The sequence below is a fragment of the Pseudomonas neuropathica genome (genome assembly GCF_051174785.1).
Classification (GTDB): domain Bacteria; phylum Pseudomonadota; class Gammaproteobacteria; order Pseudomonadales; family Pseudomonadaceae; genus Aquipseudomonas; species Aquipseudomonas neuropathica_A.
Genome location: NZ_CP195111.1, coordinates 122,655 through 148,324, shown reverse-complemented (window position 1 = coordinate 148,324; position 25,670 = coordinate 122,655). Strand labels below are relative to the sequence as shown.

General features: G+C 57.8%; 25 protein-coding genes and 1 pseudogene. 17 read left to right on the top strand and 9 right to left on the bottom strand.

Going from position 1 to position 25,670, the window contains the following annotated elements:
* The first annotated feature begins 132 nt into the window (after positions 1–132).
* Positions 133–510, top strand: coding sequence for a hypothetical protein (locus tag ACRRSD_RS00700; protein WP_435036683.1), 378 nt, complete (start codon positions 133–135; stop codon positions 508–510).
* A gap of 57 nt (positions 511–567) precedes the next feature.
* Here ACRRSD_RS00700 and ACRRSD_RS00695 read toward each other — a convergent pair whose 3' ends face one another.
* Together ACRRSD_RS00695 and ACRRSD_RS00690 are read right to left on the bottom strand one after the other, a co-directional pair.
* The gene (locus tag ACRRSD_RS00695) at positions 568–1,641 is read right to left on the bottom strand and encodes a Rieske 2Fe-2S domain-containing protein (RefSeq protein WP_435036682.1); all 1,074 of its coding nucleotides are present in this window, start codon (positions 1,639–1,641) and stop codon (positions 568–570) included.
* Between the two features lie 36 nt (positions 1,642–1,677).
* Complete coding sequence (locus ACRRSD_RS00690; RefSeq protein WP_435036681.1) at positions 1,678–2,631, bottom strand: PDR/VanB family oxidoreductase; 954 nt, start codon at positions 2,629–2,631, stop codon at positions 1,678–1,680.
* 285 nt (positions 2,632–2,916) lie between these two features.
* Between ACRRSD_RS00690 and ACRRSD_RS00685 the strand changes: the two genes are divergently transcribed.
* The gene (locus ACRRSD_RS00685; protein WP_435036680.1) at positions 2,917–3,387 is read left to right on the top strand and encodes a MarR family winged helix-turn-helix transcriptional regulator; all 471 of its coding nucleotides are present in this window, start codon (positions 2,917–2,919) and stop codon (positions 3,385–3,387) included.
* 152 nt (positions 3,388–3,539) lie between these two features.
* On the top strand, positions 3,540–4,280 hold the full coding sequence (locus ACRRSD_RS00680) for an NAD-dependent epimerase/dehydratase family protein (protein ID WP_435036679.1): 741 nt from the start codon (positions 3,540–3,542) through the stop codon (positions 4,278–4,280).
* A gap of 53 nt (positions 4,281–4,333) precedes the next feature.
* On the opposite strand, the gene ACRRSD_RS00675 is transcribed toward ACRRSD_RS00680, so the two are convergent.
* Positions 4,334–4,726, bottom strand: a complete 393-nt coding sequence (locus ACRRSD_RS00675; RefSeq protein ID WP_150751392.1) for a MerR family transcriptional regulator — start codon at positions 4,724–4,726, stop codon at positions 4,334–4,336.
* Positions 4,727–4,799: 73 nt separating this feature from the next.
* Here ACRRSD_RS00675 and ACRRSD_RS00670 point away from each other — a divergent pair, with 73 nt between their 5' ends.
* Positions 4,800–5,879, top strand: coding sequence for an SDR family oxidoreductase (locus ACRRSD_RS00670; protein WP_435036678.1), 1,080 nt, complete (start codon positions 4,800–4,802; stop codon positions 5,877–5,879).
* A gap of 128 nt (positions 5,880–6,007) precedes the next feature.
* Complete coding sequence (locus ACRRSD_RS00665; RefSeq protein ID WP_435036677.1) at positions 6,008–6,907, top strand: DMT family transporter; 900 nt, start codon at positions 6,008–6,010, stop codon at positions 6,905–6,907.
* Between the two features lie 147 nt (positions 6,908–7,054).
* Here the strand turns inward: ACRRSD_RS00665 and ACRRSD_RS00660 are convergent, their stop codons facing one another.
* On the bottom strand, positions 7,055–7,447 hold the full coding sequence (locus ACRRSD_RS00660; protein WP_435036676.1) for a tautomerase family protein: 393 nt from the start codon (positions 7,445–7,447) through the stop codon (positions 7,055–7,057).
* Between the two features lie 108 nt (positions 7,448–7,555).
* On the opposite strand from ACRRSD_RS00660, the gene ACRRSD_RS00655 reads away from it, so the two are divergent.
* From ACRRSD_RS00655 to ACRRSD_RS00640, 4 genes are all read left to right on the top strand, one after another.
* Entirely contained in the window at positions 7,556–8,443 is an 888-nt protein-coding gene (locus tag ACRRSD_RS00655) for a LysR family transcriptional regulator (protein WP_435036675.1), read from the top strand.
* A gap of 98 nt (positions 8,444–8,541) precedes the next feature.
* A complete protein-coding gene (locus ACRRSD_RS00650) occupies positions 8,542–9,558 on the top strand; it encodes an alpha/beta hydrolase (RefSeq protein WP_435036674.1) in 1,017 nt (338 codons plus the stop codon).
* Positions 9,559–9,610: 52 nt separating this feature from the next.
* The gene (locus tag ACRRSD_RS00645; protein WP_435036673.1) at positions 9,611–10,327 is read left to right on the top strand and encodes an SDR family oxidoreductase; all 717 of its coding nucleotides are present in this window, start codon (positions 9,611–9,613) and stop codon (positions 10,325–10,327) included.
* A gap of 170 nt (positions 10,328–10,497) precedes the next feature.
* A complete protein-coding gene (locus tag ACRRSD_RS00640; protein WP_435036672.1) occupies positions 10,498–11,409 on the top strand; it encodes a LysR family transcriptional regulator in 912 nt (303 codons plus the stop codon).
* Positions 11,410–11,415: 6 nt separating this feature from the next.
* Here ACRRSD_RS00640 and ACRRSD_RS00635 read toward each other — a convergent pair whose 3' ends face one another.
* On the bottom strand, positions 11,416–11,907 hold the full coding sequence (locus tag ACRRSD_RS00635; protein ID WP_435036671.1) for a (R)-mandelonitrile lyase: 492 nt from the start codon (positions 11,905–11,907) through the stop codon (positions 11,416–11,418).
* Positions 11,908–12,300: 393 nt separating this feature from the next.
* Here ACRRSD_RS00635 and ACRRSD_RS00630 point away from each other — a divergent pair, with 393 nt between their 5' ends.
* The 4 genes from ACRRSD_RS00630 (at position 12,301) to ACRRSD_RS00615 (ending at position 16,306) form a co-directional block, all read left to right on the top strand.
* A complete protein-coding gene (locus ACRRSD_RS00630) occupies positions 12,301–14,679 on the top strand; it encodes a membrane-bound PQQ-dependent dehydrogenase, glucose/quinate/shikimate family (protein ID WP_435036670.1) in 2,379 nt (792 codons plus the stop codon).
* 12 nt (positions 14,680–14,691) lie between these two features.
* Positions 14,692–15,081, top strand: coding sequence for a putative quinol monooxygenase (locus ACRRSD_RS00625; protein WP_435036669.1), 390 nt, complete (start codon positions 14,692–14,694; stop codon positions 15,079–15,081).
* Between the two features lie 61 nt (positions 15,082–15,142).
* On the top strand, positions 15,143–15,532 hold the full coding sequence (locus ACRRSD_RS00620; RefSeq protein ID WP_435036668.1) for a DUF1330 domain-containing protein: 390 nt from the start codon (positions 15,143–15,145) through the stop codon (positions 15,530–15,532).
* 264 nt (positions 15,533–15,796) lie between these two features.
* Positions 15,797–16,306, top strand: coding sequence for a cupin domain-containing protein (locus ACRRSD_RS00615; RefSeq protein ID WP_435036667.1), 510 nt, complete (start codon positions 15,797–15,799; stop codon positions 16,304–16,306).
* A gap of 174 nt (positions 16,307–16,480) precedes the next feature.
* Here ACRRSD_RS00615 and ACRRSD_RS00610 read toward each other — a convergent pair.
* Both ACRRSD_RS00610 and ACRRSD_RS00605 read right to left on the bottom strand, forming a co-directional pair.
* A pseudogene (locus ACRRSD_RS00610) lies at positions 16,481–16,588 on the bottom strand (thymidylate kinase); the annotation flags it as partial.
* Positions 16,584–17,771: a XylR family transcriptional regulator gene (locus ACRRSD_RS00605; RefSeq protein ID WP_435036666.1), complete on the bottom strand. Its 1,188-nt coding sequence runs from the start codon at positions 17,769–17,771 to the stop codon at positions 16,584–16,586. The gene ACRRSD_RS00605 and the pseudogene ACRRSD_RS00610, both read right to left, overlap by 5 nt.
* A 175-nt stretch (positions 17,772–17,946) precedes the next feature.
* Here ACRRSD_RS00605 and xylA point away from each other — a divergent pair, with 175 nt between their 5' ends.
* The 4 genes from xylA to ACRRSD_RS00585 all read left to right on the top strand — a co-directional run bounded on the left by xylA (position 17,947) and on the right by ACRRSD_RS00585 (position 23,262).
* Positions 17,947–19,263: a xylose isomerase gene (gene xylA / locus ACRRSD_RS00600; protein ID WP_435036665.1), complete on the top strand. Its 1,317-nt coding sequence runs from the start codon at positions 17,947–17,949 to the stop codon at positions 19,261–19,263.
* A gap of 149 nt (positions 19,264–19,412) precedes the next feature.
* Complete coding sequence (xylF, locus tag ACRRSD_RS00595; protein ID WP_435036664.1) at positions 19,413–20,414, top strand: D-xylose ABC transporter substrate-binding protein; 1,002 nt, start codon at positions 19,413–19,415, stop codon at positions 20,412–20,414.
* 154 nt (positions 20,415–20,568) lie between these two features.
* Positions 20,569–22,125, top strand: coding sequence for a D-xylose ABC transporter ATP-binding protein (gene xylG / locus ACRRSD_RS00590; protein ID WP_435036663.1), 1,557 nt, complete (start codon positions 20,569–20,571; stop codon positions 22,123–22,125).
* The gene (locus ACRRSD_RS00585) at positions 22,126–23,262 is read left to right on the top strand and encodes a sugar ABC transporter permease (protein ID WP_016986081.1); all 1,137 of its coding nucleotides are present in this window, start codon (positions 22,126–22,128) and stop codon (positions 23,260–23,262) included. It abuts the gene before it with no gap.
* Positions 23,263–23,272: 10 nt separating this feature from the next.
* Here the strand turns inward: ACRRSD_RS00585 and ACRRSD_RS00580 are convergent, their stop codons facing one another.
* Both ACRRSD_RS00580 and ACRRSD_RS00575 read right to left on the bottom strand, forming a co-directional pair.
* A complete protein-coding gene (locus tag ACRRSD_RS00580; protein ID WP_435036662.1) occupies positions 23,273–24,196 on the bottom strand; it encodes a LysR family transcriptional regulator in 924 nt (307 codons plus the stop codon).
* 94 nt (positions 24,197–24,290) lie between these two features.
* Positions 24,291–25,490, bottom strand: a complete 1,200-nt coding sequence (locus ACRRSD_RS00575) for an MFS transporter (protein WP_064390038.1) — start codon at positions 25,488–25,490, stop codon at positions 24,291–24,293.
* Positions 25,491–25,670: the final 180 nt, after the last annotated feature.

Genomic DNA, 25,670 nt, shown 5'->3' with positions numbered 1-25,670 from the left:
TGGCTCTATTGCGATTACCGCTGACGGCACTTTTTTGCGCCCTGACAATGGGCGGCGGCGTGGCCATGGCGGCCAGATCGACTATGGATTGCGCTGGGCGGAAGTCAGTGCCGCGCAAGGGGCGTGGCACGGGTGGATGATCTGGCACCGACGTTCCTTGATTTGGCGGGCATCGCGTTGCCGAGCGAAGCGGACAAACACCCGATCACCGGCCGATCCATCCTGCCCACGCTCGAAGGCAAGGGCAGCCCTCACGACGCTGAAAGTCTGGCCGGTGAGTTGTTCGGCAATGCTTATTATCGCGAGGGCAATCTCAAATTGTTGGGCATGCGCCCGCAAACGGGGTTCGGCGACCATGCGCAGCCGCCGCAGTGGCAGCTGTTTGATGTTGCGCAGGATCGGGGTGAAACCCATGACCTGGCGGCTGCTCAGCCGCAGACGGTCGAACGGCTCAAAGCCGCGTGGCTCAAGTATGCCGAGCGGGTCGGCGTAGCATTTCCGCCGCGCTAGCACGGCAGAGGCTTAACACAGTGGACGGCGTTTGCCGCCGCCACTGTGTTGCGCCCATCAACTTGTCGGATTGCGCAGTCGCTCGATGATTCTGCGGGCACGATTGGCTCCGACGTCGACATGAATATCGATCATCGGACGTGTACCGAACCGGCACATGTTCTGGTACTGCGCCTCGATCACCACTTTGTCTTCGTCGAACGTCAATCGCGTCTGATGCAGAACTTTGGCTGTGACGGCTTCGGGATCATGTTCAGGGTTGGTGGCCATGGTCCAGAAGTAGTGGCTTGAAGTGTCTGTTTCCGGCGTTACGCCGTGAAAGCCGCGCATATGAAACCCACCTCGATCCGGGTTGTTCAAATCGTCCGTGCCCGCGTCTATCGCGCCGGTCCAGATGCGCAGGTGATTGAAGTGAAATTCGATCTCCTGCCAGCGGTCGATGTTGCCTTTGAACGGGTAGGCCGCAGTGTAGGTCGGCGGCGGAACGGAATCGGGCATGTGGCGAACCACGCGAACCATTGAGTCATCACCATCGACGTTCATCTTCGCGTTCATATGAATGCTGGCGTTGCCGCCAATGGTGTGCAAATGGACGTAGCCCAGGTGACTGAGGTCCATGAGGTTGTCGTGGATGAGTTGATAGGGCGCGTCGTAGTGGTAGACATCACCGTCGAACAGGTATTTACCGCTGCTGTGCACGTCGTAGACCGGAGGCGCGAATGTCGGCTCTGGATGCTCTGCGCTGCCAAACCAGATCCAGATGATCTGATCCTGCTCCCGGACAGGGTAGGCAGAGACTTTGGCTTTGCTCGGGATCTTGTCCTGGCCTGGAATTTCAATGCATTTACCGCCTTCATTGAATAGCAGGCCGTGGTAACCGCAGCGCAAACCGCGTGCTTCCACTGTGCCGCCGGACAGCGGCAGTGCGCGATGGCAGCAGCGGTCTTCCAGCGCGGCGACCTGGTTATCTGCCGTGCGAAAAAGCACCACCGGTTTATTCAGCAACGTGCGGCCAAGGGGTTGGTCTTTCAGTTCCCTGCTCAGGGCCGCGACGTACCATTGATCGAGCGGGAAACTTGGCGCATTGGCCGGGGCAATTTCGTGTGCAAGAGGTTGGGCAGCGGTCGTCATGATGTTCTCCGGCGAGCGTTCGATGCTCGGTTCAGGTCAAAGGTCCAATACCAGTCGGGGCGATTTGGCACGTGAGCAGCACGGCGTGAAACGGTCATTGGCAGCGTGTTCGGCGGCGGTCATGAACTGGTCACGGTGATCGCCAATGCCTTCGAGCAAACCCGTGACACAGGTGCCGCAGACGCCTTGCTCGCACGATGATTCGATGGCAATCCCGGCCTCATCGAGCACTTCGAAAACAGTGCGATCGGCGGGGATGTAAAAAATCTGCCCTGTGCTCGCCAGCTGAACTTCGAAGGGCAAATCAGCGCTTTCATCGACAGGTGCGGCGGCGAAGAACTCTCTGTGCACACGATCTTCGGGCCAGCCAGCGGTCTGCGCGGTGTCGAGGATGAAATTCATGAAACCGGCGGGGCCGCACACGTAAAGGTGAGTCGTGGTATCTGGCGCGGCGAGGAGGGCGGTTGCATCGAGTTTCTGTGCGGGCGATCCGCTGTCGTCATGCAAGTGCACGTGGCTGGCGAACGGCGCTTGTCGCAGGTATTGGATAAACGCGGCACGCTCGCTGGATCGAAAGCAGTAATGCAGCTCGAAATCCGCGCCTTGATAATGAAGCTCATGAGCCATTGCCAGCATCGGCGTAATGCCAATACCGCCGCCAAACAGCAGGTGACGCTTGGCTGAGACCGCGAGTGGAAAGAGGTTGCGGGGTTCGCTGATGCTGAGTGTCTGGCCTTGGCTGATGGTTTCGTGCATCGCAGTGGAACCGCCGCGTGAGGCGGGATCCTTCAGCACACTGATTACGTAGCGATGACGTTCTTTTGAGTCATTGCACAGCGAGTATTGCCGGGTGAGGCCGTCGGCAATGTTGATGTCGATATGGGCACCGGCATTGAACGGTGGTAACGGCCGCCCGTCTGCTGCGCACAGTTCAAAACTGCAAATACCCTCGGCCTCGACGACCTTGCGGGTGACGCTGACTTGAAGCATGACTTCTCCCTCCACATTGAAGTGGCTGCTGAAAAACGAAAGGGGGGCTTGCGGGTGACGAATCAGCCAGGCAAGAAGAAGTAGAAAGGGTGGCTAATCATGGGCGCCAAGGAAGGGCGCAGTTGGGGAGCGTTCATAAGCAAGACCTGTTAATTATTTTTTTGAGGTTGTGCTACGGCGTATCATGCGGCGCATCGTCCGCAATGCTTGGCTGAGTGAATCCTCAGATAAATTAGTTGCGGTGTCAACCAAATTGCAAGATCTTCGATCTACGGTGTTTTCTCGATGCCTACCGATACACAACTGAACCTGTCGCGTTATGTACCTGGCCTGGTGACGTTCCTGGCGAACAAACTCGCCACCGGGGCTTCCCAGTGCTACCGCAAACACTTCGGAATCGGCGTGGTTGAATGGCGGATGCTGTCGATGCTGGCGGTTGAATCCGACATCACCGCCAATCGAATCTGCCAGGCCATCGGTCTCGACAAGAGCGCTGTCAGTCGTTCATTGCAGACACTGGAAGCAGCGGGGCGGATCACCAGTCAGCTGGATCCCAAGGATGCGCGGCGTTACACCGTGCGATTGACGGCCAGCGGCAAAGATCTGCATGACCGCGTGCTCAAAGTCGCACTTGAGCGTGAGTCGCGTCTGCTCAGCGGACTGACCCCGGCCGAGGTCGACACGTTGATTGACTTGCTTGGGCGCCTGCATCTGCAAGTGCCTAATGTGAACAGTTACGACCCGAGTGAGGAGTAAGTCGCGGCAGACTGCAGCGTGAAATTGGCGTTGAGGGCTGCTGCCCGACGCGAGTTGGCGGGCTGCTGATATTGGGTGCATTGCAACAGAGGTTGTAGACCGTTCAAAAGGCTGGGAGGCTAGCGTGACATTTACCATAAGGACATGCCGAAATGGGCTCAGGAAAAATCCTCGTCACAGGTGCGGCAGGAAAGATCGGCACTGCTTTCTGGCAAGAGCGCGATGATCAATCCGATTTGCGTTTGGCCGATCTAGACGTAACAGCACTTCCGGACTCGGCACAGCGTTTCACTCTCAATGTCACGGATCAAGCCAGTTGCCTTCGAGCTTGCGAAGGTATCCATACTGTCATCCATCTAGCTGCTGACCCAAATCCAGACGCCGATTTCATGGCCTCACTGCTTCCAGTGAACATAGTGGGCACTTACAACATGCTGTTCGCCGCAAAGGCACAAGGCTGCAAGCGCTTCATATTTGCGAGCAGTGCCCAAGTGATTGAAGGATATCCAACGGATGTTCAGATACAGGAATGCATGGCACCTAAACCAGGCAATCTCTACGGCGTCAGCAAGGCGTTTGGAGAAGCTTTGGCTTCGATGTATGCAAACGATGGACAGATGACAACCATCGCAGTCCGTATTGCCAACGTAGCCAAATTTCAACAAGGGCAGACCCACAGTCCCAGAGACGTCGCGGCCTTCATCAGTTTTAGAGATGTTGTCGCGCTACTTAATAATTGCGTTGAAGCCGAGCTAAAGGGTTTTCACGTTATCCATGGGGTCTCAGATAACCGCTATAAGCGCCTCTCTATTGAACAGAGCAGAAAAGTTGTCGGATATGCGCCCATTGATGATGGGTTCGAGATTCTGGAAGGAGGCGCTCAATCTGAGTGAACGCAAATGTCCTCTGAGAAGGTCACCGTGATGCGCCGGGAAAACGTGCTGGTTTAATGATTGGAAGCGTTGCTCTGTTGCTGAAGCTCAAGTTGCCTGGCGGCACTGGCTTCCAGAGTGGCGCGCTCTTCATCCAGATACCGATAAACACCTTGGAGGTTGGCGATTTTCTGTTTGATGTCGGCCATCTTCTTTTCAATCAGCTTCGCGCCTTCAGCACAATCGATCAGCTTGTTGCGCTGCGCATCCAGAATCTCGCCGATTTCCCCCAGAGAAAACCCCATGCTTTGCGCGCGCTGGATAAAGTCCAGATCCTGCAGAGTTTGCTCATTGTAAACGCGATAGTTGTTGGTTTGCCGTAGGGGGGAGATCAGGCCGATTTGCTCGTAGTAGCGCAACGTATGACGGCTGGCGCCGCTGCGCGCTTCGAGTTCGCCGATTTTCATGGAAACACCGCTTGACTGTAGAGTTGGGTCGATAGTTTACGCTTGATTTCTCACCTTCAACAAGGAACAGGAAATGAGCGTGGAGTGCTTTGTCACAGGCGGGACGGGTTTCGTCGGTCAACATTTAGTGGCGAACCTGAGTGCAAAAGGTCACACCGTTCGGGTGTTGATGCGTCGCCCGGAGCGACTGGCTGCCTTGTGCGAGCAAGTCGATCATTTGGGCGGGTGCGCAAACCGGGTATTCGCCGTAGCTGGCGATCTGGAACAAGACGACCTCGGGCTGAGCGTTGCTGACCGGGAAGTGCTGAGGCGCGCCAGCGTCATGTTTCACTTGGGCGCGCACTTCGCATGGGGGCTTTCAGTGGAGCACTCTCGTGCGGTGAACGTCGAAGGGGCAAAGCGCGTGGCGCTGTTGGCGGCTGAGCAAAAAAGCCGTTTAGTGATGATCGGCGGCTACATGCTGAAAAATCATGAACATCTACAACGCATCGGCGTTGACCCTCGTTATCCGCAACGGACGAATTGGTCTGCCGTCTACCGGCGTGTCGGTGGTTACGAGGGAAGCAAACTGGAGGCGCATTTTGCGACCCTGGAGGCCATGTCAGCCAAGGGCGGGGAGATTACCGTTGTCCACCCTGCGACGGTCTGTGGCCACAGCCGCACGGGGCATATCCTTGACGGTCAGCCGCTGGTGGAGCTGATACGCAACCTTGTGCAGGGCAAGTTGACTGCAGTGCCCGGCACCGCCAGGCACTGGCTGCCACTGGTGACCGTGGATTACCTGGCTGAACTGGTGGCAGTTTGTGCGTTTGATCCTGCCATGGCGGGTCAGGAACTGCTGGCGCTTGATGACCAGACGCCAAACCTGCGAGAGCTCCTGGCACAGGCTGCACAACCGTTGGGATTAAAGTCTCCCAAGCATCACATTTCACTTCGATTACTGAAGCTGCTACTGAGTATTCCTCCCATCGCGCGGTTCTTGAATACAAACCCCGAAGCTTTGGACTTTATCCAGACCACTCGTTTTAATACGGCGGCGGATGAGCAATTTGCCAACAGGCACGGAATAGCCAAACCGGATATACGTCAGTCTCTGCAGCACACTGCCATGTTCGTCAACTCGCATTGCATAGCCAAGGGCCAGGCCCTCTGACCTTTGGCGACACGAAGGCGAATAGCACTCTATCGGGATTAGTCGGCTGCTCGTGTGCTCAAACTTTGCGCCGTCGATACAGGGCGGCTTTCAATCGAACGACCATTCAGAGACAGGGATCGTCATCCATGCAATCGACTTTCAGGAAAGGCGTCATATTTGCACTCTCCGCTGCGGCACTGAACGCAACGATCGGTGTACTCAGCAAAATACTCATGAGTAATGGTTTCACCTCTACCAGTGTTGCTGTCATCAAGACCGTACTGGGTTGCGTGCTTCTCTCGATCCTGTTGTTTTTCCTCAAGCGCCCGGCGGCGTCGACCAAATGGACGCAGGCGGCTGTCTGCGCGTTTCTTGGCATCTTTGTGCTGTTCCATTTCGAAACGTCCGCCTATCGACACTACGCTGCGGCAGGTGTGGTGGTGGTGCTGATGGCCAGCGCGTCAATTTCCTCGATCATTCTGGGGCGCATTTTTCTCAAGGACGCGATCACCGCGAACGCTACTGTTGGCGCGGCTCTGGCTATCGCCGGAATCTCGGTGATCTTCGGCGGCGACCTGCAGCAGGGCTTTACATTGCAAGGTGCTGCGCTCGCCGCCGTGGCCGGTTCCGGCTATGGCGCCTTTTCGGTGGCCATGAAGCGTATGGGGGTGTCGGGGGGACTGCACTTCACCCGGCAATTGCTGTTCTTTGGCAGCCTGTACTTGCTGATGCCGGCTGCCGCCGATGGTTTTGTAATAGGCGAGTTGTCGCCGATGGCGATCGCCGCGCTGCTGGCGTTGGCCACGCTGCCGACAATCCTGGGCTTCTTCTGCACGACCAAGGCCATCGAGTATCTCAAGCCATCCCAAGTACAAGCGCTGGAATTGACCGAGCCACTGTTTGCCGCGCTGCTGGCGTTTGTGGCGCTCAATGAAGTACCGCGCGAAAGCCTCTATGCGGGAGCGGTGCTGATCATAGTCGGCCTGTGTTTCTCCAATGAACTCATACGCTTGGGCAGCAAAGCTTCCGTCCCTTCGACCGAGTGAGTTATTTCGGATCCTTATACGTGCGGCCCAATAAGAGCCGACGCTCATGACGACCGCTTCCGATCCATAGCGGTCATCCCACTGAAGTCGCCACGCTGGTTCGATACCTATGTGAAGTCTAACAACACCAACGCGGCGGACGGACTCTCAAGGGTGGTGGAGCTTGTACTCCTGGCTCAAACCGCCATAGCCGTAGGCGCTGGCGCGGCAGTCGATCACATGTATGTTTGAGTGCGGGTGTACATTTCCTATTTCTTTGGCCAGCAACTCGAAAGCCTCATGTTGATAGCGCGCTTTCTGGGCCTTGGTATTGCTTTCATCCGTGATGGTGATCTCCAGACGGAACGAGTTGCGTCCTTGTTCGGCCAGTGAAAGGTTATTGATGAACCAAAGTTCATGAGGCAGGAACTGCACCATCACCAGTGTCTGTTCCGGTCGCTTTTCCAGCACTTCACAGGTCAAGGCGGTGAGTTTGGGGACGATGCTATGGACCAGTTCAAGGTTCGGATCGCCAGAAATCTTGAGTGTAATACCGGGCATGTTGAACTCCTTCTCGGGCAATGAATGTCAGCGAAGAGTAAGAAGTTGCGTTGATGCTGAAAAGCCGGAAGATATGCATTCATCTATCGGAAAAACGGCAGGATCAACATGCGCCCCTTTGACCTGGATCTCTTGCGTTCCTTCACCGTTGCCATGGCTTCCGGTAGTCTTTCGGAGGCCGCGCCGCACCTGTGCCGGTCACAATCAGCGTTGAGCGAACAATTACGCAAGCTGGAAGCATTCGCCGGTGTAACGCTGCTGGAGCGGGGCAAAAAGGGTGTCCGGCCTACTCCGGCGGGGGAGCGATTGATGGTGCATGCACGAGAACTGTTGGCCATGAGTGATCGCGCGCTTGAAGACGTACGCGGAGTGACGTTTGCCGGCGAATTGAGATTGGCGATCACCGACTACTTCTTGCCCGTTTCGATTGCTGAGTTGTTGAAGCAACTGCGCCTGAGATATCCACGCCTTCGACTGCATGTGTCGGTGCGAAAGAGTATGCAGATAGAAAGCGGTGCAGATGCAGGTGACTTCGATATCGGCCTTTCAATGCGCATACTTGATGGCCGCAGCCTTCCCGAGGGCATCCCGGTACGTCGGGAAGCATTGCATTGGGTATCAGCCATGGGGTCTGAGCCGAGGAACGAAGAAGATGGCGCGTTGCCGCTATTGGTGCTACCGCAGGGATGCAGTCTCCAACGTTTTACCCGAGAGACGCTGGGCGCACATAAGGTGCCTTATGTGATTGCCCATTCCGCGTCCGGAGTAGCAGGGCTGCAATCAGCACTGATGGCGGGTCTGGGCGTCGCTTGCCTGAATGCCTCGGCTGTGCCGGTGGGCGCAGAGATTTGCCGGCCAGCCTTCCCGTTACCGGCTTTGCCCGACGTTGAGTTCAGCCTGTTGCCTGCGCGTACTGGCGAGTCTGATCTGGTCGGTGCTGTCCGGGAAATGCTTGCCAGCAAATTTGGGGGGATGAGTGACAAATCCCTGAAGTGAAAACGCCGGTTTTGGACGCAATGGGGGCACAGTGAAGAGGCTGCTTTTGGCCGATTGCTCCCCTTACCGCCAAGCAAAAATCAAGCAGGGGAGTTCTCATGTTCACACTCACGCTGACCTCACGCATTTTCAGTACCCCGCGCCATACGACGCATTATTTGGAGTCCGGGCCAGACGACGGGCCGCTGATGATGTTCCTGCATGGTTGGCCGGAGATTAGCCTGGTCTGGCGCGCGCAGATGGAAGCGTTCGCTGCAAAAGGCTGGCACTGCGTTGCACCGGATATGCGCGGCTACGGCCGTTCTGCCGCGCCAGAATCCACCGATGAATATACGATGGAAAAAATCGTGGCGGACATGGCCGAACTTCATGACCATCTCGACGGCAAGCCCGCTGTCTGGGTTGGCCATGATTGGGGCAGTGTAGTGGCCGGTGAATTGGTGGCTCATGAACCACAGCGCAGTCGTGGCGTGGTGCTGATCTCCGTGCCGTATTTCCCCGACACGAACGCTTTGTCGACGCTGATTCCACTGGTTGACCGGGCGATCTACCCAGCCAATCAGTATCCTGATGGTCAATGGGACTATTACCGCTACTACAACACGCACTTCGCATCCGCCGTCGCTGATCTGGACGCGGACAAAGCGGCATCGCTGGCTTCGATTTATCGACGCGGAGACCCGGCGAGTATTGGCAAGGTCGCCTCGAATGCCGAAGTGACACGCAAAGGAGGGCGGTTCGGCGTCAGTCATCGTGCGCCGCCTACGCAGCCTGATCTGCGGCTCTGGCCAGTGACGGACTTCTCCGTACTGGTGCAGGCATTCGAGGAGCGAGGCTTCCGCTCTCCCTGCGCATGGTATCTAAACGATGACGCCAACATCGCCTACGCTCGTCGCGCGCCGGATGGCGGCAGGTTGTCATTGCCTGTGCTGTTTGTGAACGGCGACTACGATCAGATGAACAACATCAACGGCAATCGATTGGGCGACCCGATGCGGTCGGCTTGTGCAGACCTCACCATAACGAGCCTGCCAGGCGCGCACTGGCTGCCGGTGGAGTGCAAGTCAGAACTCGTTGTTGCCATTGATAACTGGCTTCAAAGCAAAAAGCTTTGATGCCTGTGCAGTGTTATCAATAGGTCTGGCGTCGGATGATAAGAGGGTAACCATGAACAACAGCCGAACTGCACTGGTCACAGGTGCAACCAAAGGCATCGGTTTTGCACTCAGTACTCAGTTGAATCAGGCAGGCTGGGATGTGGTCGGCATTGCCAGACATCCGGTTGATGATTTTCCCGGGAAGCTGCTGCTCTGTGATTTAAGCGATGCTCAGCAAACGAGGGAAATGCTTGAGAAACTCCTGGAGCAGACCTCTATTGATGCCGTCGTCAATAACGCAGGCGTCGCGTCCCCGCAAAGCCTGGAAACGCTTGAACTCGAAACACTCCAAAACGTTTTTGACCTGAATGTCAGAGCCTCGGTACAAATCACCCAGGCTTGCCTGCCATCTCTCAAGCGATCGTCTGCGGGACGCATCGTGAATGTCTGCAGCCGTGCCATTTTTGGAGCCCGGGACAGAACCGCTTACGCGGCGGCAAAAAGTGCATTGGTGGGGGTCACGCGTACATGGGCACTTGAGTTGGCGCCCATTGGCATTACGGTCAATGCCGTCGCACCGGGCCCTTTAGACACCGAGCTTTTCCGAAAAAACCGCCCCGTGGGTAGTGAAGGTGAGCGTCAGATCCTGTCCACGATTCCGATGCAAAGACTGGGCACGCCATCAGAAGTGGCCTCGCTGATTACCTTCCTGCTGAGCGAGGGAGCATCCTTCGTTACCGGCCAGGTGATCAGCGTCGATGGGGGAGGGAGTCTCGGTGGCAAATAGCGATACGAAGCCGATTTCCGGCCTTCGTTCCCGATCAGGGAATTCAACTGATGAGTCTGATGCGACAGTTTAATGAGGGAAATTCATCAAAATACGCTTACGTGATCCGTAGAATCATCTGACGTGGTCGCTCGTCCGGCTTCCATCCCGATTTCAAGTTGTGAGGCCTCATGAATGTAAGCCGCGCCAACCTCGCAGATTTTGTCTACTTTCTCGCCATTGCCCGCCATCAAAGCTTCAATCGCGCAGGCAAAGAGGTGGGCATCAGCGCCTCCGCCTTGAGCCACGCGATCAAGGGGCTGGAAAGCAGAATCGGCGTCCGTCTACTCAATCGCACCACTCGCAGCGTCACCCTCACTGCAGCGGGTGAGGAACTGCACAAGCTGATCAGTGAACCCATGCTTGAAATGGGGCAGGCCATGGAGGTTCTCAATCGTTTCCGCGATGAGCCTACGGGTCGTATCCGCTTGAACTTGCTCAGCGATGCCGCGGATCTTCTGCTCGGCCCGGTATTGCCCGTCTTCAACGACCGCTACCCGGAGATCCAGATTGACCTGACAGTGACCAACCTGATCGTCGATGTTATCGGCGGTGGTCATGACGCAGGTATACGCTACGGCGGCACTGTGCCGGAGGACATGATCGCGCAACGTTTGTCTCCGGACATACGCTGGGTCGTCGCCGGCGCTCCGCAATACCTGAAGCGCTTTGGTGTTCCAGAGCATCCGCAGGATTTGCTCAAGCATCGTTGTTTACGCATTCGCTTGGGCAACGGCTGTATGTACGACTGGGAATTCGAGAAGGGCGAGGAAGCCGTTTCGATTGCGGTGCCTGGGTTGATCACCATCGATGAAACCCGTGTCGGCCTGTCTTTGGCTCGCCAGGGAGCCGGTTTGATGTATGCCCCAGAGCCGGCCATGGCGCCGCTTATCGCGAGTGGGTACGTCACAACAGTGCTTGATGATTGGGCCAGCATCGCACCTGGTTTTCACATGTATTACTCAAGTCACCGACAGTTACCGATGGGCCTGCGTCTGTTGATCGACCTCATCCGCGAGCTGCAGCCCCTTGATGAGCCATGAGCGGCCTCACCGCGATGCCTCATATTGCGCTTCGCTGACCGGCTCCATCCATACGACATTCTTGCCATCCGCGGCCTCCTGGATCGCGATATGGGTCATCCCCGTGGTCGCGGTCGCCCCGTGCCAGTGTTTGACGCCGGGTGGAGTCCAGATCACATCGCCTGCCTTTATTACAGTTTTTTCACCGCCCACCTGCTGAATCCAACCCACGCCCGCGGTGACGACAAGCGCCTGGCCTTTAGGATGTGTATGCCAAGCAGACCGAGCCCCCGGCTGGAAGGTCACCGCACCTGCAGAAACAGTAGAGGGTTCCGGCGCGGCGAAAAGAGGATCGATCCTTGCGTTGCCGACGAAATTAGCTGGAGCCCCCATCAGTGAGGCTTGCTCACCATTCCTGACGATGCTCATGGCTTGATCCTTAGGGAGATCCGCTGCATGCGCAGAGACGTCGGACAGAATCGCGGCCGTCAGCATCGAGGCGGTGACGAGTGTTCTCATGAGGCAAGCTCCTGCTGGATATGCAATAGAGCTGACAAACTATTCCAAGACCCACCTGAACACTACACGGCAAAACCGACATGAAGCGATGAATATCTCTCATTAGTCCGGCTGTGTGCCTGCTCCTACTGACTAGAGCCCTCTAGCGCAATCGCTATCTGGATTGCTGAGCATCACTCATCAGAACATCCCGGATTTGCCCCATATTCATGTTCTTCCTCCTTCATTAGCGTGGGTGGCCCGTGCGCACACACCCCATCAAGCATGGTGTGATTGGGTTGACCAAAAGTGCGGCATTGGAATATGCAGCTGGGAATCAATGCTTGAACCACTGGCAGCGCGGCCTTTGCGATCCATGCCTGACGTCCACCCGTCCATCAAAGGAAGAGCTACATGTCAGAATCGAATCCATCCAAAGCAAGAATGATGACGGTGATTGCATTGGGCATCATCATCCTGCTGGCTGGGTTATTCATGTTCGCGGGCGGCAGTTATCTCATGACCTTGGGCGGCTCCTGGTACTTCGCGCTTGCGGGCCTTGGCATGACGCTCGGTGGCCTGCAACTGGTTCGCCGTCGAGCTTCGGGGGCCGTCGTTTTCCTTTTGGTTTTCCTTGCTTCCGTCGTCTGGTCTGTATGGGACGTTGGCTTCGCGTTCTGGCCGCTGTTTTCCCGTCTGATGGCGCTGGCAGTGTTAGCGCTGTTGGTATTGCTGGCAATGCCGTGGCTGCGCAATGGCGACAACTCTTTGATCAGCAAAATCGCTTACGCAGGCGCCGCCGTGGTGGCCGTGGCCTTAGGCGCTACGTTTTATGCAGCCCTGCAACCGCAACCCATCCAGACTGCAGAAGGAACTTCAGCCCCTGTTGCTGGCAAGGCCGTGGGCCTCGTCGAACCTGCTGCGGATTGGCGTTATTTCGGGCGCACCCCGTCAGGTACGCGTCACGCTGTGCTGGACCAGATCAACCCGCGCAACGTATCCGATTTGAAAGTGGCCTGGACGTACCGCACCGGAGAGATTCCGCAGGGCAGGGAAGGGCACGTTGTCACACCGCTTCACGTTAACGGTGTGCTTTATGGCTGTACGCAGTCGAGCCAGTTATTCGCTCTGGACGCTGATTCGGGAAAAGAGATCTGGCGCCACAACCCGAATGTACAGCCTAACAACGTGTATCCGCGCTGCCGAGGAGTGGGTTATCACGCTGCAACGGCTGAGGTTTCAACCGCTGACGTTCAGATACCCGTACCAGCCTGCTCGCGCCGGATCATTTCAACGACTGTCGACGCTCGCATTGTTGCTGTCGACGCGCAAACGGGAAAATCCTGCGACGATTTCGGTGATCACGGCAGCGTTAGTTTGCGCAGCGGTATGGGCAGCGCTGATCAGGACCTCTATTTTCCGACAGCAGCTCCGACAGTCGTGCGCAATCTAGTGGTGGTCGGGGGGCTGGTGTGGGATAACCAGAAAACGGGTGAACCCTCGGGTGTCGTTCGCGCCTTTGACGTCCACACAGGAACACTCGTTTGGGCGTGGGATTTGGGCAATCCGGCCATCACGGGTGAACCGCCTGAAGGCCAGAGCTATACCGCGGGAACGCCCAACGTCTGGTCGACCCCGGCTTTCGACGATGAACTGGGTCTGATCTATCTTCCAACCGGTAACGCCACGCCCGACTTTTGGGGCGGCCACAGGACTGCGGCGGATGATCGTTACTCGTCATCAATCGTAGCGCTGGATATCGCCACTGGCCGTGAGCGTTGGCACTTCCAGACAGTGCATCATGACCTTTGGGATTACGACGTGCCGTCGCAACCAGCGCTGTATGACGTGCCGGACGGTCAGGGTGGAACGCTACCGGCGCTGATTCAAACTACCAAGCGCGGCCAGATCTTCATGCTGGATCGACGTAGCGGCACGCCGATCGCTCAAGTCGAAGAGCGCCAGGTTCCGCAAGGAGGCGTTGCAGATGATCGGCTGTCGCCCACACAACCGTATTCGGTTGGAATGCCGGCCCTGGGTACAGAACCATTAAGCGAAAAACGGATGTGGGGGCTGACACCGCTAGATCAACTGATCTGCAGAATCGACTTCCGCAAGGCACGATACGAAGGTGAGTTCACGCCACCCAGTGAACGCCTGACCCTGCAGTATCCGAGCTGGCTGGGCGGTATGAATTGGGGTTCCGTTTCCGTTGCCGAGAACCTGGGTTACATGATCGTCAATGACACCAGGGTTGCCACCTGGAGCCGGATGATTCCCCGAAAAGCCTATGATGACGCAGGCACAACAGGTGGCGGCCATGAGGGCAACGCTCCCCAAGCGGGTACACCATGGGGTATCGAGATGGGACGGTTTCTGTCTCCCTTGGGAATCCCTTGCCAAGAGCCTCCATACGGCACGATCAGCGCGATTGATTTGACGACGCGCAAGGTCGCCTGGTCTATACCGTTGGGGACGACCGAGCAAACGGGTCCACTCGGAATCGCCACTCACCTGTCTATGCCAATCGGCATGCCGACTCGCGGCGGGCCGATTACCACGTCCAGTGGGTTGGTGTTCATCGCCGCCGCGCAGGACTTTTACATCCGCGCTTTTGATGTTCGTAGCGGCAAAGAGCTGTGGAAGGGGCGGTTGCCGGTCGGGGCCGAGGCAACACCGATGACGTACGTTTCGCCAAAAAGTGGCCGACAATATTTAGTCGTAAGCGCTGGCGGTAATTCAGCCACGACGCAGAAGGGTGACTACGTGGTGGCGTATGCGCTGCCGCAGTGAAGGAGGGGAAACATGATGGGTAAACGTTTATTAGGAGTGGTGGCATTGGCTGGATTACTGGCAGGACAAGCCCTGGCCGCCGGGGAAAATGGCTTGGTGGTGCGCATCGCGCAACTCGAAATCGATCCTGCACAGGTTGCGGCCTATCAAGCCGCAGTCAAAGAAGAAATCTCAGAGTCGACTCGAACAGAGCCGGGCGTCATATCAATCTACGCCGTCGCCGAAGTCGACCGCCCAAACTGGTTCCATTTCTTCGAAATCTACGCCAGCGACTCGGCATACCGAAGCCATATCGAATCGCCGCACTTCAAAAAGTACGCTGCCACAACCCAGTCGATGATTGTGTCGAAGCGCTTGATTGAAACCGCGCCAATCGAACTTAGCCCCCGACCTGCGCCGTAGCCGGCCAGTTCGAAAGAGATTTGCGCGCTGGGAAGACTGATTTTTTAAATGGAGGAAAGTGATGAAAAATTTGATGGCGATTGCGATGGCAGGACTGGCGTATTTTGCGGCGGGCAGTTCTCAGGTGATGGCATCCGACGCCCATGCGGCAGCAGCACCGGCCTACTATGTCGCCGAGTTTGAAGTAACTGATCCCGAGGGGATGAAGCCTTACAGTGCACAGGTTGAATCAACCTTCAAACCCTATGGCGGACATTTCATCGTGCGTGGCGGAAAGACCATTTCGCTTGAAGGCGAAGCGCCAAAGCGGCGCCGTGTTGTCATCGAGTTCGCCAGCGTCGAAAAAGCCCAGGCTTGGTACAACTCAGTGGAATACACGGAACTGAGGAAAGTCCGCCAGCGTTCAGCCAGGACGGATGTCTACCTGATCGAGGGAGTACCGGCGCGATAGTCACCGAGTTGCCTTGGTCCGGCAGTAATTGAAAAAAGGTGCCCACGAAGAAGCCGATCGGGGGGAGGTTTTGCGTAGAGGATAGGGCGACTCCGTCATGATTGCCTGGCGATACCACCGGCGTAGCGAATTTCAAAAGCAGCGGTGCGAGCGTGGCCCTATATTTACTAGAAAGCTTGCGGCTCACGTTTAACTACACTAAATGGCCGTTTAGTCGAGTTAGCGTAAAATGGCATCATATTCGACGCAGAAGAGACCATTATCATGCGTGAAGCGAAAGCTGGAGACATTATTAAAACGTTGGATCTGCAGCCTCACCTCGAAGGTGGCTACTTCCGCAGAACCTATCAGGCCGATCATCGCGATCTACTCGAAACCCCCAGCGGCCCACGGTATCTGATGACCTCGATTTACTATCTGCTGGATCAGCAATCACCGGTGGGCCAGTTTCATTTCAATCGATCCGACATCCTGCATTATTTCCACCTGGGCGACGCCATTGAGTACAGCCTGATTGATGCTGATGGCTCGTTGCAGACATTGGTAATGGGCACCGACATTCTGGCAGGACAGCTTTTGCAGTTACACGTCCCAGGTGGAATATGGAAAGCTTCACGGTTGCTCGACGGCGAAAACGGATTTGGGCTGATCAGCGAAGCCGTTTCGCCAGGATTTGATTTTGCCGACATGGAAATGGGTGATCGGCAGAAACTCACGCAGCAATTCCCACAGCATCGAACGCTGATCGAAAAGCTGACGCGTGATGAGGGTTGAGCGCCGTCGAATTCAAGGAAAAGCTGTGGATCGGATTCAGGGCAATTCTGCAGGTTGAAATCCACTGTGCAACCGGTCTGATCTCGTAACATCGTGTTACGTGTAATGTATATTATGTTAAATCATGTATTACGCTATGCGCCCTTGCGACAACACCTGTCTCCATTTCGACAATCACCCCGGCACCTTATAGATCTCATCAACCACTTGCCTCTTCGCATCTTCAATCGTTCCCTCGTTACAACATAAAACCCAGTCGTAATCCGCAACCGCTTGCTCAAACACCAGCGCGTCGCTGCCCCTGCAGATACTCCCGCGGTGTACAGCCAAACTCCCGCCGAAACACCGTGTGCAGATACTGCGCAGATTTAAACCCGCAACTGCGCGCAACGTCGGCAATCACCGAGTCAGTATTTTTCAATCCGCTGGTGGCCGCTGCCAGTTTGAAACGCAGGATCTCGTCATGCACGCTGCAGCCTCGCTCGGCGCGGAAATGCGCTTCAAGTGACGAACGCGAAACACCAACATAAGCCGCCACCTGCGCCGTTTTAATGCCTTGGCAAGCATATTGGCGGATGAACAACAGCGCCTGCATGACATAGGGATTACCCAATGGCTGGTGCAAACTCGACACCTGCACGTTCACAGCATCCGGCGGGATCAGGATCTGCGTGCCGGTCGACGGCATGCCGTGAAGCATCTGATGGAGTAACTGCGCGGCGGTTCGGCCCATGGTTTCCGTGCCCTGAATAACCGAGCTCAGCGGCACTCGAGTCAGGCTGCGGGTCAGCGGATCATTGTCGATGCCAATCAGCGCCACCTGCTCCGGCACGGCAATCCCGGCGGTCAAGCAGGCTTGCAGCAACTGGCGCGCGCGGGCGTCGCTGACGGCGATGATGCCGATGGGCTTGGGCAGGCTTTGCAGCCAGGCAATCAGTTGTTCGACGGCACTGTCCCAGAGCGGTGCGCTGGTGCCCATGCCGCGATAGATTTCGCCGTGCAAGCCGTCGCGTTTCATCAGTTTGCGAAAGGCTTTTTCGCGCTCCTGAGCCCAGCGGTTGGCCTGCGCTTCCGGCAGGCTGAAGCAGGCAAAACGCTGCAGTCCCGCCTCGATCAAGTGCGTATAAGCCAACGTCATCAGCGCGTTGTTATCGGTGGCGACGTAGGGAATCGCTTTCGGATAGGCGCGTTTATCCTCGTACGAGCCCCCTACTGCTACCACCGGCATCTGGATATCGGCCAACGCCTCGCCAATCAGCGGGTCGTCGAAGTCGGCGATGATCCCGTCGCCCTGCCAACGCTCGATGCCTTTCAAGCGACAGAGAAAGTCCTCTTCGAGAAACAGATCCCACGAGGCACGGGTGCTGCTCAGGTAGTTGCCGATGCCGCTGATGATGCCACGGTCATAGATCTTGCTGCCGTTGAACAACAGGGCGATGCGGTGAACAGGCGGTACGGTTTTCATTGTTTTTATGCTTGTTCCGGGCCTCTTGTCATAGAGGCGATTGGCAAAGACTAGGCGCCTGGCCGAAGAAGCTCAATACGCAAAATCGCACCCCGTGTTGATGTTTTTCATAATCAACGGGCATAGGGCCGTTGCTAGTATCGAGACACCGCCAAGAACAACAAGGACAAGGTCCATGCAGTATTTCCCCGATGTCGATGCGATTCGCTACGAAGGCCCGAACAGCGATTCTCCCCTCTCCTTTCGTCATTACGACGCCGACAAACTCATCCTCGGCAAACCCATGCGCGAACACCTGCGCATGGCCGCCTGTTACTGGCACACGTTCGTCTGGCCGGGTTCCGATGTATTCGGCGCGGGGACGTTCAAGCGCCCATGGCAACACGCTGGCGACCCGATGGAAATGGCCATCGGCAAGGCAGCAGCAGCCTTCGAACTCTTCTCCAAGCTGGGTATCGACTATTACTGTTTCCATGACACCGATGTCGCCCCGGAAGGCCAGTCTTTAAGGGAGTACCGCAACCACTTCGCGCAAATGGTCGATCACCTGGAGCGACACCAAGAAGAAAGCGGCATCAAGCTGCTGTGGGGCACCGCCAATTGCTTCAGCAATCCACGTTTCGCAGCGGGTGCCGCGAGCAACCCCGATCCCGAAGTGTTCGCCTGCGCCGCTGCCCAGGTGTTCAGCGCCATGAACGCGACCCAGCGCCTGAAAGGTGCCAACTACGTGTTGTGGGGCGGTCGCGAAGGCTACGAAACCCTGCTCAACACGGACTTGAAACGCGAGCGCGAACAACTGGGCCGCTTCATGCGCATGGTGGTCGAGCACAAGCACAAGATCGGTTTTACCGGCGACCTGCTGATCGAGCCCAAACCGCAGGAGCCGACCAAGCACCAATACGATTACGACAGCGCCACCGTGTTCGGCTTTCTTCAGCAGTTCGGGCTGGAGCACGAAATCAAGGTCAACATCGAGGCCAACCACGCGACGCTGGCCGGGCATAGCTTCCATCATGAAATTGCGACGGCCGTCTCCCTGGGGATTTTCGGCAGCATCGACGCCAACCGCGGCGACCCGCAAAACGGCTGGGACACCGATCAATTTCCCAACAGCGTCGAAGAAATGACCCTGGCCACCTATGAAATTCTCAAGGCCGGCGGCTTCAAGAACGGCGGTTTCAACTTCGACTCCAAGGTTCGCCGGCAAAGCCTTGATCAGATCGATCTGTTCCATGGCCACGTCGGTGCCATGGACGTTCTCGCGCTGTCTCTGGAGCGGGCAGCGGCCATGGTGCAGAACGACGAGCTGCAACGGCTCAAGGATCAACGCTACGCCGGCTGGCAGCAGCCGTTCGGGCAAGCGGTGATGGCCGGCGACTTCAACCTTGAATCACTGGCTGAGCACGCCTTCACCAACGAGTTGAACCCGCAAGCCGTCAGCGGCCGCCAGGAAATGCTTGAGAACATCGTCAACCGGTTTATCTATCGCTGATCACACAGGGAGTCTGCGGGCGCATCCACGCGGTGACATTTCTACGACAAATCTGTGCCTGCGGCGTCTGCGGATTCTCTACAGTTTTACCAGCCCGATACTCATCGTCAGGCCGTGTCTTTCCAACAACAATAAAAGGACGCCCCACTATGAAGAACGTAAAACGCACGCTATTGGCCACTGCTCTGACCTTGCTGTCGCTGCCGGTGCTGGCTGACGCAGCCCACCCGAAAATCGGTTTCTCCATTGATGATCTGCGCCTGGAGCGCTGGTCGCGTGACCGTGACTACTTCGTTGCGGCGGCAGAAAAAATGGACGCCAAGGTCTTCGTGCAGTCGGCGGATGCCAACGAGCAGAAGCAGATTTCCCAGATCGAAAACCTGATTTCCCGGGGTGTCGATGTCATCGTCATCGTGCCGTTCAACGCCACGGTGCTGACCAACGCGGTGGCCGAAGCGAAGAAAGCCGGGATCAAGGTCGTGTCCTATGATCGACTGATTCTTAACGCCGATGTCGACGCCTACATTTCCTTCGATAACGAAAAAGTCGGCGAGATGCAGGCCAGCGGCGTGCTGAAAGCGGCGCCCAAGGGTAATTACTTTTTGCTCGGTGGTGCGCCCACCGACAACAACGCCAAGATCCTGCGTGAAGGCCAGATGAAGGTGCTGCAACCGGCCATCGACAAGGGCGATATCAAGATCGTCGGCCAGCAGTGGGTCAAGGAATGGAACCCGACCGAAGCGCTGAGCATTGTTGAAAACGCCTTGACCCGTAACGACAACAAAATCGACGGCATCGTCGCCTCCAACGACGCCACGGCGGGCGGCGCCATTCAGGCACTGGCGGCGCAGCAACTGGCCGGCAAAGTGCCGATTTCCGGGCAGGATGCTGACCTTGCCGCAGTCAAGCGAGTGATCGCCGGCACGCAAACCATGACCGTGTACAAACCGCTGAAACTCATAGCCACCGAAGCCGCCAAGCTCTCGGTGCAACTGGCGCGCAATGAAAAACCCGCCTTCAGCTCGCAGTACGACAACGGCAGCAAAAAGGTCGACACCATCCTGCTCACGCCAACCCCGCTGACCAAGGACAACATCGACCTGCTCGAACAGGACGGCTTCTACACCAAGGCGCAAATTGCCGGGAAGTGATCTCCGGTAATGCGAAAACCCTTGGGGGAGCGAGCCTGCTCGCGAATGCGGTGTGTCAGTCAACGAAGCATTGTCTGAACTGACGCTTTCGCGAGCAGGCTCGCTCCCACACAGGTTCAGTGGTGTGTGAGTCTTTGATATACGAGCCCTGTCCATGTCCGACTATCTGCTGCAAATGAACGGTATCGTCAAAACCTTCGGCGGTGTCAAAGCGCTCAACGGCATCGACATCAAGGTCAGACCCGGCGAGTGCGTTGGCCTGTGCGGCGAGAATGGCGCCGGCAAATCCACGCTGATGAAAATCCTTTCGGCGGTTTACCCCCACGGCACCTGGGACGGTGAAATCCTCTGGGACGGGCAACCGCTCAGGGCGCAATCGATCAGCGAAACGGAAGCCGCCGGTATCGTCATCATTCACCAGGAACTGACACTGGTGCCTGACCTGTCGGTGGCCGAAAACATTTTCATGGGCCATGAACTGACGCTGCCAGGCGGACGCATGAATTACCCGGCGATGATCCACCGCGCCGAAGCCCTGATGCGTGAATTGAAAGTCCCCGACATGAACGTATCGCTGCCGGTGTCGCAGTACGGCGGCGGTTATCAGCAACTGGTGGAGATCGCCAAGGCACTGAACAAACAGGCCCGCCTGCTGATCCTCGACGAGCCTTCCTCAGCCTTGAGCCGTTCGGAAATCGAGGTGTTGCTGGACATCATCCGCGACCTCAAAGCCAAGGGCGTGGCCTGCGTCTACATCTCGCACAAGCTCGATGAAGTGGCCGCCGTGTGCGACACCATTTCGGTGATCCGCGATGGCAAACACATCGCCACCACCGCCATGGCTGATATGGACATCCCACAGATCATCACCCAGATGGTCGGGCGGGAAATGAGCAACCTCTACCCCGCCGAGCCGCACGACATCGGCGAAGTGATTTTCGAGGCCCGGCACATCACCTGCTACGACGTCGACAACCCCAAGCGCAAACGGGTCGACGATATTTCCTTCGTCCTCAAGCGCGGCGAAATCCTCGGCATCGCCGGGCTGGTCGGCGCTGGCCGCACCGAACTGGTGACCGCACTCTACGGCGCTTATCCCGGTCGCCACGAGGGCGAAGTCTGGCTGGACGGGCAAGCCATCGACACCCGCACGCCGCTCAAGTCCATCCGCGCCGGCCTGTGCCTGGTGCCGGAGGACCGCAAACGCCAAGGCATCATTCCCGATCTGGGCGTCGGCCAGAACATCACCCTCGCTGTACTGGACAACTACTCGAAGCTGACCCGCATCGATGCCGAAGCCGAACTGGGCAGCATCGATCGGGAAATCTCGCGCCTGCACCTCAAGACCGCCAGCCCGTTCCTGCCGATCACCAGTCTGTCGGGTGGCAATCAACAAAAAGCCGTACTGGCGAAGATGCTGCTGGCCAAACCCCGGGTGCTGATTCTCGATGAGCCGACCCGAGGCGTGGACGTCGGCGCCAAATACGAAATCTACAAGTTGATGGGCGCACTGGCCGCCGCCGGCGTGTCGATCATCATGGTCTCGTCGGAGCTGGCCGAAGTGCTCGGCGTTTCCGACCGCGTGCTGGTGATCGGCGAAGGTCAGTTACGCGGCGACTTCGTCAACCATGAATTGACGCAGGAACAAGTGCTCGCCGCCGCCCTCAGCCAGCCTGGCAGCCATAACAATAATGATCGGAAATCCGCGTAAATGAATCAGGTCAAACAACTGTTCACTCGCTACAAAATGCTCGCGCTGGTGTTTGCCGTGGTGCTGATCTGGCTGTTCTTCAGCTGGCAGACCGAGGGCGGTTTTCTGACCCCGCGCAACCTGTCCAATCTGCTGCGGCAGATGTCGATTACCGGCATTCTCGCCTGCGGCATGGTGCTGGTGATCATCAGTGGCGAGATCGATTTGTCGGTCGGTTCATTGCTCGGCCTGCTCGGTGGCCTCGCGGCGATTCTCGATGTGGTCTATCACATTCCTCTGTTGGCGAACCTGAGTCTGGTCGCCCTCTGCGGGCTGATGATCGGCCTCGCCAACGGCTACATGACGGCTTATCTGCGCATTCCCTCGTTCATTGTTGGTCTGGGCGGCATGCTGGCTTTTCGCGGGATTTTGCTGGGGATTACCGGCGGCACGACCATCGCGCCGGTGTCGCCGGAGCTGGTTTACATTGGCCAGGGTTACTTGCCCCATGCGATTGGCACCGGCCTGGGCATTCTGTTGTTTGCGCTGACTGTGTTCCTGACCTGGAAACAACGGCGCAATCGCGCTCTTCACGGCCTCGCGGCGCATTCGTTAGTGCGTGACGTCATCCGCGTGTTGGTGATCGGCGCCGTACTCGCCGGCTTCGTACAGACGCTGAACAGCTACGACGGCATTCCGGTGCCGGTCTTGTTGCTGCTGGTTTTGCTCGGCGTGTTCAGCTACGTGACCAGTCAAACTGTGTTCGGCCGGCGCGTGTATGCCGTGGGCAGCAACATGGAAGCGACACGCCTGTCCGGGATCAATGTGCAGGCGGTTAAGCTGTGGATCTTCGGGATCATGGGCGTGATGTGCGCCCTCGCCGGCGTGGTCAACACCGCGCGCCTGGCCGCCGGTTCGCCTTCGGCCGGGAGCATGGGCGAACTCGACGCCATCGCCGCCTGCTTTATCGGCGGCACCTCGATGCGCGGCGGCTCCGGTACGGTGTACGGCGCCCTCCTCGGCGCGCTGGTTATCACCAGTCTGGACAACGGCATGTCGATGCTCGATGTCGATAGCTACTGGCAGATGATCGTCAAGGGCAGCATTCTGGTGTTGGCGGTTTGGGTTGATGTCAGTACGCGGACCGGACGCCGTTGAGCCGCAGGCATCAAGCTGCGGGAGTGGTCGCGGGGGCCGGGCTGAGAATTTCCATCAGGAAATCGATAAACACATTGATCCGGCTGGACCCTCGGTGATTGGGTAAATACAACGCGTTGATGCAGGTGCTGGCACTGCCGGGATTGACCTCGTAATGCTCAAGCAAACGGGTCAGCCGGCCGGCTGCGACGTCGTCGCGCACCAGCCAGTCAGCCAGCAGCGTCACCCCGCCGCCACCGATGGCAGCTTCGCGCAGGATATCGGCATTGTTGCTTTGCAGGCGCCCGTGGACATTGAGCTGGATGGGCGCATCTTCATTCTGAAAGGTCCAGTGCTGGTGGGTGCCGCCGTAATCGAAACGCAGGCATTGGTGCTCCAGCAAATCCCGTGGATGACTGAGCGCCGCGCTACGCGCCAGATACGCCGGACTGGCCACCACCCAGCGTTCGAACTGCCCCACGCGTTTACTGACGATGTCTTCACTGACCACCGACGATCCCAGCCGCACGGAAACATCGATCTGCTCGCTGAGCAGGTCGCTGACCTGATCGCTCAGCGACAGACTGATCTCCAGACCCGGATGCCGCTCGAGCAAGCGGCTCAGGTGCGGCGCGATCAGCCGTCGGCCGAACTCCACCGGCACGCTGATGCGCAGACGGCCCTGGGCTTCGGCGCCACGATCGGCGACGACAGCATCGGCTTCGTCGATCGCGTCGAGAATCGCCACGGCTTTTTCGAAATAGGTCTGGCCGGCAACGGTCACACTGGTATTGCGCGTGGTGCGATTGAGCAAACTCGCGCCCAACTCGTGTTCCAGTCCGGCCACTTGCCGTGTCACTGACGACGTGGATATCCCGAGTTTGCGCGCTGCCGAGGAATAGCCCCCGCAGCGCACGGTTTCCACAAACATCTTCAGTGCCAGCAACTTGTCCATAAGCGGGGTCCGGTCGATAGGGAACGCGGATGATTGTGCATCACTGTTCCCCCGACGTCTTGTACCGCCGTGCTTGCCCGCACTTTCCGGATGTTCAGACATCGGCCTTGCGGCTCAGGAACAACCCGAGCGCGAGCGCTGGCAGCAGCGCCACCGCGACGGCGGACAGGTTCCAGCCGAAGTGCTCGTACAGCGGACTGGCGACCAGTGAGCCCACGGCGCCGCCGACGAAAATACTGGTCATGTACACGGCGTTCAGGCGCGCGCGGCTGTGGGGATCGAGGGCGTACACCTCACGCTGGCCGAGCACCATGTTCAATTGCACGGCGAAATCCAGCAGCACCGCGCACACCACCAGCCAGACATAGCCGCTGCCCGGGAGCGCGGCGATCAATAGCGAAACCGGCGCCAGCAACAACGCGACCAGCGTGCCGCGACGACCATGCCCGGCATCGGCCAGACGCCCGGCAATCGGCGCCGCAATGGCACCTACCGCACCCACCAGCGCGAAGATCGCCACGTGGGCCTGAGTGAAGCCGTGGTGACGCATCAGTTCAATTGGCGCGAGGGTCCAGAACAAGCTGAAACTGGCAAACAGCAAACCCTGATACAGCGAGCGCTGACGCAACAGTGGATAGCGCCGGGCCAAGGCAAACACCGAGCCGATCAGCGCGGCATACGTGGCTTTATGCGTCGGCAGCCGACGCGGCAGTGCCACGGCGGTAATCAGCGCGATGACCGCCATCAGGGCCGACGCGCTGTAAAACACCCCGCGCCAGCCGAACACTTCAACCAACAGGCTCGACAGTGGCCGTGACAACAGAATGCCCAGCAGCAGACCGCTCATGATATTGCCGACAACGCGGCCACGGCTGGCCTCGGGCGCCAGGTGTGCCGCCAGCGGCACGAGGATCTGCACGGCCACCGAGGTCAGACCGATCAGCAAAGACAACACCAGGAACATCGACGGTGAATGGGTCAGTCCGGCGCACAATAGCGTGACGCTCGCCGCAAGGGTGAATCCGACCACCAGCCGGCGGTTTTCCATCAGATCGGCCAGCGGTACCAACAGCAACAGGCCCAGCGCGTAACCAAACTGCGTCAGCGAAACGATCAGGCTGGCATTAGCGCTGGACAGGCCGATCTGCGGTGCAATCAGCTCGACGATCGGCTGCGCGTAATAAAGATTGGCCACGACCGCGCCACAGCAAAATGCCAGGAACGCGACCATCAGGCCGGAAAGTGAAGTTGGCTGTTCGGCATTCGCCGCAACGGCAGGATTGCCCGTGAGCATGATGACACCTCGTTGAGTTCAGGAAAGTGCTGCCAAGGCTACGGCCCTGTGGCGATGCGCAGAATCCACGCGGCGGGCAATGCACTGATGCGTCCTGCGCAACGGCGCAGGCGTTGCTTCTCGCGCAACGCGCTGTTGCGTGCGCCGCTGATTCTCTCGCGCAGACGGTTTCTCTACGCT